Annotated in this window: 10 protein-coding genes; 2 read left to right on the forward strand and 8 right to left on the reverse strand. The window is 32.8% G+C overall.

The features are described from left to right. Nucleotides 1–36 precede the first annotated feature (36 nt). The 4 genes from NEH74_RS02095 to NEH74_RS02110 all read right to left on the reverse strand — a co-directional run bounded on the left by NEH74_RS02095 (nt 37) and on the right by NEH74_RS02110 (nt 7,699). On the reverse strand, nt 37–2,454 hold the full coding sequence (locus tag NEH74_RS02095; RefSeq protein WP_055304415.1) for a pPIWI_RE module domain-containing protein: 2,418 nt from the start codon (nt 2,452–2,454) through the stop codon (nt 37–39). Then, the gene (locus NEH74_RS02100) at nt 2,447–5,452 is read right to left on the reverse strand and encodes a hypothetical protein (protein WP_262941026.1); all 3,006 of its coding nucleotides are present in this window, start codon (nt 5,450–5,452) and stop codon (nt 2,447–2,449) included. The genes NEH74_RS02095 and NEH74_RS02100 overlap by 8 nt, the downstream gene beginning before the upstream one ends. Next, on the reverse strand, nt 5,425–6,540 hold the full coding sequence (locus tag NEH74_RS02105; RefSeq protein ID WP_055304419.1) for a hypothetical protein: 1,116 nt from the start codon (nt 6,538–6,540) through the stop codon (nt 5,425–5,427). The genes NEH74_RS02100 and NEH74_RS02105 overlap by 28 nt, the downstream gene beginning before the upstream one ends. A 967-nt stretch (nt 6,541–7,507) precedes the next feature. Further along, complete coding sequence (locus NEH74_RS02110; protein ID WP_055304421.1) at nt 7,508–7,699, reverse strand: hypothetical protein; 192 nt, start codon at nt 7,697–7,699, stop codon at nt 7,508–7,510. Between the two features lie 129 nt (nt 7,700–7,828). Between NEH74_RS02110 and NEH74_RS02115 the strand changes: the two genes are divergently transcribed. Continuing rightward, nucleotides 7,829–9,253 (forward strand): PTS transporter subunit EIIC, encoded by a 1,425-nt coding sequence (locus NEH74_RS02115; RefSeq protein ID WP_055304422.1) that lies wholly within the window; start codon nt 7,829–7,831, stop codon nt 9,251–9,253. A gap of 446 nt (nt 9,254–9,699) precedes the next feature. Here NEH74_RS02115 and NEH74_RS02120 read toward each other — a convergent pair whose 3' ends face one another. The 4 genes from NEH74_RS02120 to NEH74_RS02135 form a co-directional block, all read right to left on the reverse strand. After that, on the reverse strand, nt 9,700–10,500 hold the full coding sequence (locus tag NEH74_RS02120; protein WP_262941028.1) for a TPM domain-containing protein: 801 nt from the start codon (nt 10,498–10,500) through the stop codon (nt 9,700–9,702). A gap of 61 nt (nt 10,501–10,561) precedes the next feature. After that, nucleotides 10,562–11,125 (reverse strand): LemA family protein, encoded by a 564-nt coding sequence (locus tag NEH74_RS02125; protein WP_055304426.1) that lies wholly within the window; start codon nt 11,123–11,125, stop codon nt 10,562–10,564. Nucleotides 11,126–11,585: 460 nt separating this feature from the next. Beyond that, complete coding sequence (locus NEH74_RS02130; RefSeq protein ID WP_238581254.1) at nt 11,586–12,371, reverse strand: YwaF family protein; 786 nt, start codon at nt 12,369–12,371, stop codon at nt 11,586–11,588. A 12-nt stretch (nt 12,372–12,383) separates the two neighbouring features. Further along, nucleotides 12,384–13,625, reverse strand: a complete 1,242-nt coding sequence (locus tag NEH74_RS02135) for a glycosyltransferase family 2 protein (RefSeq protein ID WP_055304428.1) — start codon at nt 13,623–13,625, stop codon at nt 12,384–12,386. Between the two features lie 624 nt (nt 13,626–14,249). On the opposite strand from NEH74_RS02135, the gene NEH74_RS02140 reads away from it, so the two are divergent. Continuing rightward, nucleotides 14,250–16,958, forward strand: coding sequence for an LTA synthase family protein (locus tag NEH74_RS02140; RefSeq protein ID WP_055304430.1), 2,709 nt, complete (start codon nt 14,250–14,252; stop codon nt 16,956–16,958). Nucleotides 16,959–17,221: the final 263 nt, after the last annotated feature.

Here is a 17,221-nt window from a genome sequence, read left to right on the forward strand (position 1 = left end):
TATAAATCACATTCTCTGATTAAGTTATCCCAAACCCTAATAAATATATTCTTCTAACTTCATAGCTAAATGAAGTACTAATGTATTCCTTAAGGTTCCTTTATATTGAATTGCCTCTTTACGATAACGATGCAAATAAGATACCCAAGATTTTGCCTCGTCTTCTACTTTTAAATGTATTGGATAAAATTCAATCATATCTACATATTTATATTGCTCTGTTGGCGTCTTTAACTTAGAGCTTTTCAATCCTGCTTTAGTATATGGTCCTTGATTTGGTCGTTCCCCTATACTATAAAAAATATCAGATGATATAAATAAACCACTTTTACTCTCACATGCTCCATTTTCTTTTTGAGGAGTTAAATAGTCAAATACTTCTGAATTCTGACGAGTACGAATAATTCTTAAATTATGCTCTTTTGTTAACGATATACTTTTTTCATTATCGAACATTAATTTTTTTAAAGTATATGTATCTTCTTTCTCTACAGCCTCAAGTGTTTTATTAGTCAACATTTTCCAGTAATTTCTTGTTACACCATTGCTATCCACAACAAGTAATTGATCATTATTATCATGGAGTAAAGTTATAACTTTTTGTTTAATATCTTGACTAACTCTTGTTCTAGTAACTTTTTTATAAGACTCTATGGTAGCTAATTTTTGAAATTCTAAACAAGCTTCCCAATATCGTTTAGAGCCTCTCCAAAGCGCAGGACACTCCACTCTTATTTCATGTTTATGAGGAATAGCTGTCAAAAACAACGCCATTCTATCTATATTTCCATAGGGGGTTTTTTTAAAGTTTATGACATGAATTCCCGTTGTTATTACTTGATTAAGTTCTTTATTCTTTTTAGGTGCATGAATCTGCGGAAGATACCCTAACTGCCGAATCATATCACGAATAGCTGCATCAACTCGATGACTGATGTCACTTTCAATACGATCATCAATAAATTGTGTCAATCTACCCTGACGCGCCAATCCAGCTCTAATTGCCTTTTTAGGGTCTGTATTATCCTCAAAATAATTATTACCATCACTATCTTTATATGGTAATAAGACAAATGCTACTGTTAAATCAGAAGTATACTTAACCTGATTTTGAATCTCTGAAATTCGTAAATGATGTCTTTCAGATTCTTGCTTTTCTGGATCTAATGCTGATAAAATAGTTGGATTATAGATTTCTTTAATTGTGATATATGAAGGGAAGCCTTCAGTAGCACCAATAATTTTTAATACTTCTCGTTTTAATATAGAATTAATTTCATTAGAACTATACGAATAAATCTCAATTACTAAGTGCTCTTTTCCCGTCATTTGCTTTAATAATTCTTTATAATTATCATAGTCTACATTTGAAAAACCAGTAACTCGCATTGCGTTCAATCCTTTAATCGGACATAACCATTCTGAGCAAGACCTCTTAATCTCATTATAAATATCCCACTTATCATTCATTTTTAAACCTGATTCAATTGTTGTAATTCCTCCACCCATTTGTGGGTGATAAAGTCCATATAATTGATTGTCATGATACTTATTTGGGCTATTAATCCATTCTTTTACAGGAGGAAGCGATTCATTGAAATACTCTTTATAAAGTTTTACTGTATCACTTTTCCAAATAATGTCCTTTTTATCCTTTGTAACCTCAAGTGTAAATAATTGATTACTAGATATCTTTTTAAAAACTGTCACATTATTACTTATTAAATATTTATAAGAAATTCCCTTACTTAACCAACGCGAAACTTTGGAAGTATAAAGGACTTTATAACAACTTTCGCTTGGGATTGTTTGCAAAGTAAACTCTAAGCTAAGCGAAAAATAATCCTTTCGATTTTTTAATGAATTAAAAAGTAACTCTGGTTTACTATATATACGACTCTTTCCTTTGTGTATTGCAATCATGAATTCTAATTCAGATTGATGAACCTTTATTTTGTCTTTCATAAGTTGCAGACATAGTAATTTAGGTATCAAATCGAATATTTTACCATTCGTTTGGTCTACTCCCGATTTTAATAAAGGAATATTTATTTTTTTAGATGGAGCTAAGTCCTCTATCGATAATTCATCTAGCCATTGAAGAAAAGCTCTTTTTCTATCAATATCTTTTATTTTGACTATCTGATTCTCTCCCCATACTTGTATTGCATAAATTAAATATTCATTATCAATGTCCTCTGTACTAAGAATTAAATAAGGATTCGATTCTCTTGTATATAAATCATTACAATAAACAATTCGAGGAGAAATAGCATAAATTATCTCCTTGAGCGATTGAGTTTTAACGAGTCTAGTTGGTTGGCCATTTTTAAATTCAAATAAATAATCTTTAAAGAATTCACTCCACTTAAGTGGAATATGTGTTACATATAAATTTTCTGTAAGATTTCTACGTAAATTAAATCCCTGTAAAAACAATGCTTCTTTATTCATAACCATTTAACCCTTTCTTTAATGCTGTATAAAATGGTAGATACAATAAATGACTTAGCTCCTTATCTTCATCACTATCTAATAATCTTTCAAGATATTTACAAATCTCTTGTAATAAATCAAAATTACTTGTTCCTGATTTGATAAAAGCATCATCTGCAAAATAAATATGTGGTGGAGTTTTTTCAAAATTAGTAATTCGAAGTAAACGTCCAAAAATCTGCATAATTAAAATAAAGCGTGAAATAACTATTTCACTTTTCAATTGTTCTGGCATACTTCCTACCTCATAATAATCCGCTAATGCATCCTTCCAAAACTGATTTACTAATCCCCGTAAATCCACGATATCCAATTCCTCTTGCTCTTGATTTACTTTTTTTATCCACGAATAAGCTAAACCATTAATCTGAATCATTGTGCGACTAATATCTTTTGGTACTTCCATTGGGCGAACTAAAAAGAATAGAGAATTAAATAACGAATGACCATCTTCTCCTACTATATTAAATCCACGTTCAATAGAAGTTGCAGGAGCAATAAGAATTTGACAAGCCGGAGCTATTAGCCTTAGTCTCTCAATATTTCCACGTTTAACAAATCCTACCTGTTCTTCCTTATCATCTTCTATTAACGAATAGCACTCTACACTTCTCCAAATTTCATTAATTATTGCTTGCACAGGCTTACACTGCTCATAACTATTGACAATAAGTAAGATACGATGATTTTTATCTAATTCTGACTGGATATATTGTTGACATGCTATTACAATTTCAGATAATGCATCATCTTTATCATTGACTCCAGATACTTTTACATTTGTAGGAATAATTGTTAAAGATGATTTCCGAATAAACTGTTGAATTTCCTCTCTTGGTTCAAGAATATATGTAACATCTCGTTCGATATGATAACGATATGATCCTGGAGCATAACTCGTACCAGAAAATAAAATTGTTTGGGGTCCTAATGCTTCTCCTTTCTCATTTAATTTCATAAAAGGTAAGTCTAATAAAATTGAACGACCTAAACCAAATTGCCGAAATACTGTAAAATCCATTTTTTCTTTATCATAAATATAACCAAAAATATGCTTTAATAGCGCTTCTGGTATTAAATGCATTATTGACTGAAGTGGATTACGTGTAATATACGGTAATTTTAATTGTGCCTTATCTTCATATTCTAGTAATTCCGCAGATCTTATAAATGACTTCACAGTTTTATCTAAACATAAAAAAAGAAATACAAATTCAAACTCAAGTTCGCTTACTTTTGAATTAACATAATGCTTTCTTACTTGATTAAAACACTCTCTTATATTTTCTGCTGTACCTAATAAACTATTTTCATAATTTGCAAGTATAGCATTTTCTTCTATACTAACTAGATTACTTAAGTTACTATAGTTCAATAAATCCTCTTTTAATTTTAAATCATCCACAAATTTTTCAATAATAATTTTATCCGTCAAACAAGTTTCACATTTAAGTAAATTTTCAATCTTCGTATTTGTCCCATCACTTAAAAAATAATGAAGCTTATCGTAATATTTTTTAAAATCATCGTAAGCATCTAATAAACATCGGATTTTCTTTGTTTTTCTCTTTTGATTTTTAGGATGATTCCAATAACTCCATGTATCATAATTATCGGAAACTAAATTATATAATTCATATTTTTTAGAAAAAATATCATCTAATGTCACTTGGACTTTATCAACTTCATCTATCATTACTAAGTCTATGTAATTCAAAATAAAATCTAATAATGGCATGGAAATTCCTCCTTCCAACAGAGGTGTCCTTCCATAAACTAGAGAATGCGTTGTAGTAATAATTACATCTGCATGTGCTATCTTTAAATGTTGTGCTTTTCTTGGACAATTAAAGTAAACAGGACAAATATATTTTGCATTATTATGTTCAAGTGAATAGCAAGGTTCCGAACCAAATTCTATCCGCTCTAAATGACGGTAATTTTTTATGGCACCTTGTATTGGACAGGGGGCTGTATAATATGGTGCACATTCTTGTGACAAGAACATATCTCCCTCCTCTTTAAGTTTCTTCATTTGCTGGAGAATGGTAGTTCTTCCTGTTACAACAGCAGTTGAAAATCCTAATATTTTAAAAATTTGAGCTACTTTATGAACATCTGTAATGGTCTCTAATACTAAAGTAGCCCGATTTCCTTTTTTGATTGTACCATAAGTTAAAATATGCATTAAAGTAGACTTTCCTGATCCAACCATACCTAAAATATAAGCTATATTATCAACTTTGATTATACTGTTTTTTGTTATTTTCCCTTGTTTAACTTTTTTAATTGTCATTCGATCAAAACGAGAAAAATAATTTTCGCTTTTTTCTCCAGCTATACTTAACTTTTCATCCATTTCTTTTGCTAAATAAGCTAATTCTTTAAAAGTAAATTCAATTTTATCTCCCTTTTTAGGTTTTATTTTAGGATAATACTCCGCTGAATCTATTAAAACCCCATTTAAATCAATCTCATAGATAGTCTCTTTTCGCCTAAATGTATATTGCGATATATTGGGGGCAAAATTTATATCCATGCCTAAATTAACGTGCTTTGTAACCCAAAGTGACGAATACTCTTTATAACGCTTACTCTTCTTATACCCCTGTTTAGGAGAAACCCTCTCGTTCTTGATACTCAATAGTTTAAATGTATCGTCCAGCGATTCGTACAGATTAAAATATTTTTTGAATGTTTTTAAAGAAGTAAATTTATTATAATTATATACAACATTATCAATAAGAAAATCTTGATAATCAAACTCACTTCTCCCACACTTATGAAATTTTTTCAAAATTACTTGAACCATTTTTATGTCAGATATCGCAAATTTCTCATAGCAACATAATAAAAAACTCTCAATTAAGCATACTTCTTTCAAATCCTTTACATCTATATTTTTTGTCGTGCCTCTATTTAACCTTTCTAACTCTTTGATACTTTCTTCGAACATACATCTATTTGCTCCTCTACTTTTTTTATTAAATCTGTAAATGTCAAACACTCTATATTCTGAGGTAACTTATTATTTACTACTTGACAATAGTCCTTACGATTTCTACCTGAATCATCCGGAACCACAATAAAATTCCGTATTCCATTAAGAGGATTATAACTTGAAAGCTTATTTTCCAACTCATAAGCCAATCGATACGGACTATGATAATCTTTGGCATCAATAGCAAAAAACATTTGGTTTTCAAAAGTAATTTTACAGTCATATCTATCTTTATCTGGCCATAATTCACATTCAACGTTAAGCCTATCGCATTTTTTCTTAATCTCTAACTCTAATAATCCTGGAATAACTATAAACAGATTTATGCCTGGCTTAACCCTTTTATATCCCCTATCTATATTAATCTTTTTAGGAGAAATCTGCTTCATAACCAGGTTACAACGATAATGTGAACATCTATATCCTTCATCCTCCTTTATCGCAGTCCATTGACAATTGGGACATTGATAAACTGCATTGGATGGAATTTCTTCATAGCAATAAGCATAAAAATCATCAATAAAATTTTCTCTACATCCACTTTGTGTTAAAATACGACGCAACTTCCCTAATTGAGGTAAAGTAGCTATTGGATGTTCAATTATAAACTTTCGTACTTTAACATAACTTATTGCATCTAATCTTCGTAACAATTCAAATACTTTATTTTGTTCTTTATCAACATTATAATCCAAACACATCGCCGCTGTCAGTCTTCCCTCATCCGTGATAACATATCGTGTCTCTGATATTTTCTCTAATAAAGGTTCAAAACAAAGACTAAATTTTAAATTTTCTGGTTGATTCACAATTCGATCAATCCAATCTTCTGAATGGATACTTAGATAATTTAAGATCATGTCTGTTTCATTACTAGGTGCAACCAACATTCCCTCTTTATCGATTAAATTATATTTAAATGCTATAAACCACCACTCATTAAGTGATTTATAAACTATATCTTTCTTATCTTCATCTTGCTCACACATAACAATACCGTGCATGACATTGGTTATTATTCGATAAAGCTCTTTTTCAAGCATTATAGATTCCTCCTAAATAAAAAAACTGCATTTTTGTATGCAGTAAAATAGAATATAAATAAAGCTCAGAAAAAAATACAACATTTAATTTTCTTATATATAAATCTCGATAAGTTTTTTACATCGCAAAAGCTTTAGCGCAACCATAGGATTTGTTAGTACCAAAATGGTCTAAAAACTAAGATTAATATTAAAACTATAAAAAAAATCTCATTTTCTATATAAATATTTTAATTCCTATATAAGAAAAGCATTGCTCTATATTTGAAATATTTTATTTTATCGCGTACATATAAAAATTACATAATTAATCATTTTTTGTCAATATCATTGTAGATACAAGTGTTTTAAAAATAGAAATTGACATAATTTAAGTTTTAATAAATCAGCTTTTTTATTTCCCAAACATACATTGACTAAGCTCAAATTTCTTCACAGTTCTCTTCATCACTGCCCCCCCTAGCGTGATCATCGAATATAATATAATCTAATCTTCATCTGCTCGGGCAAAGAGCTTTATACATTCTAATCTGTTCATTTATAAATCTAATTATTCTGTAACTATTCAATCTAACTAAATGAGCATAAAAAGGAGATGACCTTATTTAAAATATAATCTATAGAATCGACACTATAAAAAGTGTCGATTCTATAGGTTACATCTTAATACAAACTAGTCCCTTTAATCTTAGGCCCTATTTTAAATAATTATTGGACTTGAATCATCTAAATTTCAATCCATCACTTATTGAATATAGGTAATACAGTCAGCTGTTTCAAACATCAACATTTATCTAAAACATAGTGCAATCTTTTATTTTCCATTTTAACTTCTCCGGACCATTACCACACTCTTTTTTTTCTATTATTTCTAAATATTTGTTATTCATAAAACTATAAGTCACAATAAAAATTTTCATCCTCACTTATATAAATGAAATTGATTTAGAACTCTCTTTTTATCTATTTATACGTATTCCTCATTTAAAATAGCATATGGTTTAAAGATTGTTTCCACTTGTCTGATGAAATTGCTCCCAACTCCTAAGTCACAAAGGAGTGGTCCCACGACTCCACTAGTATTTGAAATCTTAATTTTTGTTTTTCCAGTTGTATTTTCACAAATTATGAGTAGTCGGACTGCACCATTGCTTCTCATATAAAATCCTCCTATTTTTACGTCTATTGTCTAATGATTACTATTTTACACTTTTATCCATAACATTCTATTTTTTACCTTATTATGTTAAAATGGAAAATAATATTTAGATTAAAAGGGGAGCATAGAATGAAAAGAAAACAATCAAATGATTTAGCCTCTATGATTTTAGAGGCGTTAGGGGGAAGTGCCAACATTTTCAGTTTGTCGCATTGTATGACGCGTTTACGTTTAGATGTAAAAAATATGGACTTCGTGAATGTTAATCAATTAAAAGCATTAGATGGCGTGATTAATGTAGTGCTTCAACAGACAAAAATTCAAATTGTCATTGGACCAAAGGTTCAACAAGTGTATGATCAATTAGAACTCTTACGTGAGCAGTCTGCTCCGTCTATGGTGACACCCTCTCATCAACGTAAAACATCATTAATTTCTCGAATACTTGATACGATTTCTCGTATTTTTACGCCTGTGATTGGTGCAATTGCTGGTGCTGGGATGATTAAAGCGTTACTCGCGTTATTAGTAGCAGCCAATCTGATTGATAAAACAGGACAAAATTACTATGTTTTAAACTTTATTGGAGATGCAGCCTTTTATTTTATGCCGATTTTACTCGCGATGTCGGCTGCTAAGCAATTTAAATGTAATGCCTATCTAGCCGTCGTATTAGCAGGTATCTTACTTCATCCTCACCTCGTCGAACTAAAATCAGCCGGTGAAGCCGTTACCTTTTTAGGAATCCCAATGGTTCTCGCTTCTTATTCGGCATCTGTTGTTCCGATGATTTTAATTACATGGGTCATGTCTTTCGTTGAGAAAACCGTCAGACGCTACACGCCAAAATCCATTGAAATCTTTTTCGTTCCAATGGTTGTTCTACTTGTGATGGCGCCGCTTGCTTTACTTGCCATTGGCCCACTGGGAACGATGGCGGGTAATTTATTAGCCAGTCTATTTAAGATCTTGGACCAAAAAGTCGGATGGATTTTACCGATTATGATGGGCATGATTTGTCCGTTACTCGTCATGACAGGGATGCACTACAGTTTACTACCAATTCAACTTGCTCAGTATGCCACACTTGGTTATGCAACGTTAATGGGATTACCAATGTTTGCTTCAAATATGGCGCAGGCTGCTGCAACGTTTGCAATTTATTGTCAAACAAAAGATCGTTCATTAAAAGGTATTGCTGGACCTAGTAGTTTAACCGCCTTTATGGGGATTACAGAGCCTGCCATGTATGGAGTGACGTTACGATTAAGATATCCGCTTGTTGCGGCTATGATTGGTGGAGGTTGTGCTGGAATCTGGGCTGGGTTAACGAATGTCAGAACTTATGTTTCAGCGACTTCAGGGATTTTATCATTACCAGTTTACATCGGGGAGGATGGACTATCTAACCTAATCAATGCAATCATCTGTATTATTATTTCAATGACGGTTTCATTTAGCTTAACATTTTTCTGGACCTTGAAGAAACAACGTAAAGAAGCATGTGTCGTGTCTCAAAGTCCATCTATCTTAAAAACATCGTTAGAAAACTAATTCATCAAAAAAGTGACCTTCCTAATAGGAAAAGTCACTTTTTACTTATTTTTGTTTAAATTTTATCCATTTTGAACTTCAATCTCATCAATCAATTAAAATAGAACACAGAATTGAAGCATGATATGAATACGTTGTGATAATTTTCATTTAATGAAGTCAAAGAAAGCTGACTTTAACAAGCTTCAACCTTTTAATACACTCCATTTATTCTTGTTAGTTTAGTCACTATATAAGTCCAGATAAGTTTTTTACATCGTAAAAACTTTTAGCTGGACTATAGTCTGCCTTGCACGGCATAACCATCTCATATTTCGGTTGCTGTATTAAATGTAGAAAACATTTCTGTTTGTATATAGAACAGGAGCTATCTTCGCCAAAGATAGCTCCTTTCATTTACTCTGTTTAATCGTTTCATAAGTAAAAAACTCGTTTTAATTTATTTTTTAAAAGTTTCGTGAGGCACCGCCACCTCCAGATCGGCCGCCTCCACCTTTTGATTGATGTGATGATGAAGAATGATTTGACCCTTGTGAAAGAAGGTTAATCAGTAAGATTAGCGCATCAACTGAGTTAATCCCAATCACTCGGCAGACGATAAAATAAACAACAATGACACCAATAATCATCCCAAAAATAGGTAACTCATTCATTTCTTCGGATTCAACTTTAGGAACGGTCCCGTTAAAGACATCTTCATAGGCATATTCATCTTGAATAGCTAAAACAATTTGATTAAAGATATCTTCAATCGCCTGCGAGTAATGACCTGATGCTAAGTTTTCCATAGACGCATCGAGAATTCGGCCAACTTTTCCATCAGGTAAAGCCCCTTCAAGTCCATAACCAACCTCGACTCTGATTTCCCTATCTTCCGTTGCTAGTAAAATAAGAACCCCATTGTCATATTTTTCATTCCCTATTTTCATTTTCTCAAACTGCTTAACCGCATAGGTTTCAATATCACTGCCATCCAGTGTTGGAATGATGACAACTGCAATTTGTGGCCGTTCCTTTGTTTTTTCAAACACATAGTTAATCTCTAAAATATGTTCTTTTGTTTGATGAGTTAAGACGTGACTTTTATCGGTGACATAAAAACTTTGATCTGGATTCACAACTGCTTGTATGTCTAACGAACTCAGATTAAAAAGACTAACCAATGTTACGATCAATAAAAATAACTTCGGTAACAACGTAAACTTTATTTTCTTATATCCTCTACACTTCTTTATGACTTGTTCCATACTTTTCACCCTTTTAAATATTGAAAAAGGCTGCAAACCTCGCAACCCTTTCCTTTATCTCTTAAAAATTAACACTTGGTGCTTGATCTGCACCTGCTTGAGCTTCAAAATAATCGCGTTTTTCAACACCCATTATACTTGCAATAAAGCTAGTTGGGAACTTACGGATTTTTGCATTGAACGTTTGAACAGATTCATTATATCGATTACGCTCTGTTGCAATACGATTTTCAGTTCCAGCTAGTTCATCCATTAGGGCTGTAAATTGCGTATCAGCTTTTAATTCTGGATAATTTTCTACTACCATTAATAAGCGAGATAGCGCTCCTTCTAATTCATTAGACGCTTCAACTTTATCATTAACAGTTGTCGCTCCCGCTAATTTTGAACGCGCATTAGCAATAGCTGTGAATACGTCTTTTTCATGTTGCATATAACCTTGTGTCGCACTGACTAAGTTAGGAATCAAATCAAAACGGCGTTGTAATTGTGTCTCAACTTTTGCAAACTGAGCATCAACGTCCTCTTCAGCTGCAACAATTCCGTTATAACTAGAAATAAAATAACCTGCAATTAATAGAATAATCACAAAAACTCCAATTAAAATAGTAGTTGTTTTTTTCATTCATTTTACCCCTTTATTTTCTTTTTAATACATTTATTATAGCATAAATTTGGTAAACAATACTGTTTTTAACCGCATCAATTGTTTTTTATCACCTATCTAAAAGGCTGTCCACAAAAGACAGCCACTTTAAAAGATGAAGTATCGAGTCACAGTTTCTACTCTGCGTTCTTCGTTCATCGTTAAACGTATGATTTTTAAATATAACCATTTAGCGCAACTACCTTGAACAATTCTTGGTGTTCCCTGAACTTCAATTAATTCCTTCTCTTCTGACCTCTCACCATCATCATTTAGGAAAAATCCTCCTCATCCCTCATTTTCACACCAACTAAGTCCAAATCCATATCCCACATAAGATGCTTCTACTAAGATGAGATCAGCCTAGACATGCCTTCTACTTCTAACGTATTACCTTTCATTTTTACTGAAGAATTAAACCATTCAAAAAGTGACTTCCTTAATAAGAAAAGTCACTTGTTTGGTTCTTTACTTTTTTTGCTTTCAACCAAGCACTTATTCCAAATGCAAATAATCCTGGTCCGATGAGATAAGCTAACGTGGCTAAACACGTGTAAGCCATTTGACTTTGAGCTTTAATCTCCTGAATAAATTGAAATGGAACGTTATAAGGTTCACGAAGAATCATGAGATTAGAGTCATAAATCGTATTTAATCCAATACAAATTAAAGCTGAAATTAAGAAATACACACTAAAATAAACATACGTGTAACGATTGATCGGCACGCAACGATGCCAAAGATATAAAACACTTAGATAAATCATCAACATATGGAAAAACAAACTATATAAACATAAGAAATGCCAGATTGGATATCGCATCAGTGAGGTGGTTGGTAATAATAAGAAACCAATTCCGCCGAGTAAACAGCCCATCACAATAAAGGCATCCCCTACTTTTTTAATCCATCCTTTTCCAAAGCCACTCATCCATGTGGCGTAAATGAATAACGAGCAAAATGATAATGGAAACCACGCATCTAACCATGTATAACCATAGTAGAAGTTATAGGCGATTTTCACCCCTTCTAAAAGTGTCACAACAATGGCTATCACACGTGTCAGTTTCATCACTTGCTCCCATGATTTCTTTAATGAGGCTTTTAAAGCCACTAATACGATGATCAAACAAACAACGAGTGAAATTAAATGTGGGGTTGTAAACATTCCCGCTGCGGGATAAGCATCTAACGGAGCAAAAAATAATGATCCGAACTGACTCATCATCATCTACGCCTACCCTTCTTTAATCTCAGCCAATGTTTTGGCACGGCTATGTTCAATCGGTTGCCACTCCACTTTTTTAAAGAACGCCACAATCGTAATAGGAATATACGTAAACATGAAGAATGGGAACGTGAAAATGTAAGCTACTTTCTTAAAGCTTGTCGTATGAATATTTTTCCATTGTGTAGCTGTCGTTACCGTCGCGATAAAGACTAACATGAAATACATATTTAAAATCATACGTCCCATCATCATCATAATTAAATCGTCTTGATAAGTCGTATAATCTCCAAATAAAATCATACTCCCATTAAAAATAAGCGTAAAAAGCGTTAAAATAATCGCCGGCATGATGACCATTAACATGTCATAACAAGAGGTATTACGTTGCAAAGAACCTTTAAATAAATCTAGTCCATAACGATGAAAAACTTGAAAGAATCCTTTCGCCCAGCGCATACGTTGTCTGAACGATTGTTGGAATTTTACCGGTTGCTCATCATAAAGCATAGCTTGGCGACAATAACCAATTTTTTCACCACTTAAGACATTATCCACTGTAAATTGAATATCTTCTGTTAATAAAAAGAATTTCCAACCGCCGTATTTCTCAATGATACGTCGACTAAAGAAAAAACCAGTTCCCGAAACCGCACAACTTGTGCCTAGTAACATACGACCTCGATTTAAAAACTCCGATTCCCATAAAAACCAGATGGCATATCCAGAAGAAATCCAGTTGTCGCCATAGTTCTTTGAATTTCGGTAGCTGGTGATGATGTCATAACCATCCGAAAATGTCTTATTCATTTCTAAAATATAATTTTGATCTAAGACATTATCCGCATCAAACACGAAATAACCATCAAATGGTGCATAATCTTTTTCCATTTGATTGAGTAAGAACTCCATGGCATGCCCTTTTCCAATTTTTGTTTGATCAAATCGCTCATAGACAATAGCCCCCATCTTTCGAGCACATGCTGCCGTTTGATCCGTACAATTATCGGCGACAACAAAAACCGTGACCTCTCCTTGATCATACGTCTGTGTATTAATACTATCTATTAAATGATTAATGACTGTCTCTTCATTACGGGCTGCGATTAACACAGCAAAACGATGTGCTTTCGTCTCTTGATGAGGTTTATCTTTTTTCATCAAAGACACGATGACATACAAAAATTGATAACTATAGCAGATACAAAAAATAATGGCAATCACTAAGTTAATCAAAATAATCTTTTCCATAGTACTCTCCTTAATTGACCTAGCAGTCATTATAATGCTTTTTAGAACTCACTCATTCACTTTCTTATGACTTAAAGACAACCTTTTTGTCTTTCAATTCATTTCAACAAAACAACATTATACCAGGATTTTTAGAATTTGACACTTTTTTTAAACCTGATGACATGCTTGTAATGGATAAAATGCTCTCTTTATTCTGGTCAATTTAACGACGACTCATTATTTTTTTGTCATTTCATGGTTAACTAACCATCGTTAATTGACCTCATTCTTAAATCTTCTCTTCTATATTTAAAAAGATACGACTCTTTTTATCAAGTCATCGTCACATATCTATACAAAAACTCCATCTTCTTTAGATTTTTTTCACACTAAATCCATAGTTTTTTCGACAAAAGGGACACAGTTATTTGATATTTAAAAGTAGGGGACTGATATGTGAGAATGTCTAATTAGGATATCAGATTGTCAATACTTCCCGTTATCTAATTCGATTTTTTTCTATCTTTTTTGCTCGAATTGCTTTAAAATAAGAAAGTATCAATTAAGTTAAACGTTCGAAATGGGACTCGCACATCTGTTGCGGTCCTTCTATTTTTTATCATAAGGGAGGGAATAATAATCATGAAAAATAATACATTACTAAGGATCCTAATCGGCTGTCTGACCACCTATGGAATCCTCTCTTGGGTCAATAGCCAAACAGAGTATTTACTAATAGCCATCATCGCTTCGATTGGTTGGCTTGTTATTTACTATTATCTGATTAAAAGGGAGACGTTTAAAACGGTGTTTAACTTTAAACAGCCGCTTCAATTGATTACCCTTTTAGTTACAGTTGTCGTCTTAGGCTGGACTAATCTGACAATTGATCGACCACTTTCTTTTTTAACGTCACCTTATTCAATTCATCTTGTTCCAAATGAAGAAGCTAATTCAATCGAAATCAATCAGATTAGTGTCAATAATGAAAGTATCGCATTAGAGACTTTTAATGATTCAACGGATTGGTCTTATAAAGAAACACTATCAACCACCTCGACCTCACCGCTGACGTTAGCTAATCTAACCAATGAATCGGTAAGTATCTCTTTTTTAAAAACGAATACTTCAGGAAAAGTTTCAATTTACCGAAATGAACGTCTTATTAAAACTGTTGATTTGTTCAGTACAACGGAGCAAGAAATTAAAATCAAAGTTTCTCGTGATCATCTTCTACTATTAATTCCAGCCTATATCGGGATGATTGGAAGTGTTTATCTTTCTTTATTAACATTAATCAATAGCCTCATTCGTAAAAAACAAGTTAAACTTCCAGGTTCAACTTTAAACTCAATGACCATTCTCTATTTTAGTTTACCAGCTTTATTCATTGCCTTATTTAAATGGATTGGGCTAGCCAATGTCAGCATTCGACCTCAGCTATTGGCTGGATTCTTTGTGTTGATCACGACTAGTGAAATATATTTATTTAAAAAATGTCATACAAATAACCATCAACAAGCCCGCAACTGGTGTCGCACCATCTTTTATCTTCTATTAAGCTCGATGCTTATGCTGATAATAATGCAAGTAATCTATTTCTTCCCAAACCTTGATGTAACGATGACTTGGATTGCTCATCACGTGAATTTAATGTTTTTAGCCTCAACGATTATTTTAGGGGTTAGTGTACTTTTCTTCTGCTTCTTTAACAACTTAATTCTAGCCATTAGCCTCTCTTCACTTGTGATGTTGATCGTGGCTATCGCCAACTATTATAAAATGTTAGTCGTTGGGGAACCGATTTATCCATCGGATCTATCCATGATTTCAAATATAGATGAGATTATTGGCTACGTAAAAAACCTCTTATCACCGACACTTATCATCGGACTCCTGGTAATCATTGCTTTACTTGCCATCCTATCCTTCATTTGTCGCAAAGGCTTTAAATTGACAATGAAGCTAAGAGTCATTTTCTTCGCGATTTTTATCGCCTACTTAGCCTCAATTTTCTATTATGAAAAGTCACCACTTAAGCCTTTAGTCAACAGTACCGTTTACTTTACGAAGTGGAATCAGTTAAATAATTACCAACAAAATGGATTCTTATTTGGATTTATTACAAATCTCCAAAACGATTTAATGATCAAAAATGACCACTATACTGAAGCAAACCTACAAAAGATCATGGATGACTATACGAAGAAAGCCGAAGACTATAATGAATCAGCTGATTTAAGTCAACAACCTAACATCATTACCATTGTGAGTGAATCGTTAAGTGATCCAACCATCTTCAACCAATTAACATTTAGTGAAGACCCGCTTCCTAATCTTCGTCAGTATCTAGAGACTTATTCGTCTGGTCATTTCTTATCACCGTTTAAAGGAAATCGAACAGCAAATGTTGAATTTGAATATTTAGTTGGGTTCACCAATTCGCTCTTACTTGAAGGAACCATTCCATTCCAACAAGCACTGAGCTCAAAACCTGAAATCCCATCCTTTATTTCATTTATGGATCAATTGGACTACACCTCGGTTGCCATTCATCCGAATAATGCAGCCTTCTATAAACGCAGTCAAGTTTATCCAGCTTTAGGATTTGATGAATTCTTATCCATTGATAAAATGAAACATCTCGACTACATCGATAGTCAGAAGTATGTCTCAGATCAATCAGTCTTTGATGAGCTTTATGCCGAGTTAGAAGCAGCCGATCGCCCCATCTTTGCTTACGGATTAACCATGGCCAATCATATTGCCATTTTTGATAAAAAGTTTGGTGAAAATACGATTGAAGTCCTTGATGCTAATGGGGAACACAATACTGAAATGGAAACTTACGCAGAAGGGCTAAAGCAAACGGATCTTGCATTAAAAGAGTTTATCACTAAAATTGAAAACTACGATGAACCAACCTTAGTCATCTTCTTTGGCGATCATCTGATTAACTTCCAGTCGGACATTCATGAACAACATGGCTACATTGAAAAAGATACAGATGCTTTGCGTGCCAAACTGTTCTTTGAAACACCACTGTTAATCATGTCGAATATGGATGATTTTCAAATTGAAAATATCGATGATGTCAGTCCAATTTTTATTGCACCCTTAATTTTACGTGAATTAAACTTACCCTTATCACCGTTCTATGTCTTCTTGTTAGATTTATATGAAGAATTTAGCGTCTTACATAACAATTTCAAATTAGATGCTAATCAAAACCAAGTGGATGAACTCACAGAGCATCAAGAGCAACTCTTATTAATACTTGAACTTATTCAATATGATATCCTTGAAGGAAAAGAATATACCTTATCTTCATTCTTTACCATCCCTGAATAAAAAAATCGGAGCGCCAACCGGCCTCCGATTTTTTTATTGATTGAAACTACCATTGACAGTTTTCTTCATCTTCATGTAACGAAAGTGGATACTTTTGACGAACGATTCTTATTAAACACGAACTTGACGCTTCAAATGATTTATGATAAGACCCCTTTTAAAAAATGATACTAAAAAAATCTCCACTAACATTATCTCTGGTTAACTCAACAGAACATTTGGTACTAAAAGTCAGAATATTATTTTTTACTCTCTTTTTCTAC

The organism is Turicibacter sp. GALT-G1 (genome assembly GCF_025594995.1).
Lineage (GTDB): Bacteria > Bacillota_I > Bacilli_A > MOL361 > Turicibacteraceae > Turicibacter > Turicibacter bilis.

Excerpts from the sequence above, each read along its gene's own strand:
- NEH74_RS02110 (WP_055304421.1), bottom strand. The coding sequence starts at position 7,699 with ATGAGAAGCAATGGTGCAGTCCGACTACTCATAATTTGTGAAAATACA.
- NEH74_RS02130 (WP_238581254.1), bottom strand. The coding sequence starts at position 12,371 with ATGAGTCAGTTCGGATCATTATTTTTTGCTCCGTTAGATGCTTATCCC.
- NEH74_RS02120 (WP_262941028.1), bottom strand. The coding sequence starts at position 10,500 with ATGGAACAAGTCATAAAGAAGTGTAGAGGATATAAGAAAATAAAGTTT.
- NEH74_RS02135 (WP_055304428.1), bottom strand. The coding sequence starts at position 13,625 with ATGGAAAAGATTATTTTGATTAACTTAGTGATTGCCATTATTTTTTGT.
- NEH74_RS02125 (WP_055304426.1), bottom strand. The coding sequence starts at position 11,125 with ATGAAAAAAACAACTACTATTTTAATTGGAGTTTTTGTGATTATTCTA.
- NEH74_RS02095 (WP_055304415.1), bottom strand. The coding sequence starts at position 2,454 with ATGAATAAAGAAGCATTGTTTTTACAGGGATTTAATTTACGTAGAAAT.
- NEH74_RS02100 (WP_262941026.1), bottom strand. The coding sequence starts at position 5,452 with ATGTTCGAAGAAAGTATCAAAGAGTTAGAAAGGTTAAATAGAGGCACG.
- NEH74_RS02140 (WP_055304430.1), top strand. The coding sequence starts at position 14,250 with ATGAAAAATAATACATTACTAAGGATCCTAATCGGCTGTCTGACCACC.
- NEH74_RS02105 (WP_055304419.1), bottom strand. The coding sequence starts at position 6,540 with ATGCTTGAAAAAGAGCTTTATCGAATAATAACCAATGTCATGCACGGT.
- NEH74_RS02115 (WP_055304422.1), top strand. The coding sequence starts at position 7,829 with ATGAAAAGAAAACAATCAAATGATTTAGCCTCTATGATTTTAGAGGCG.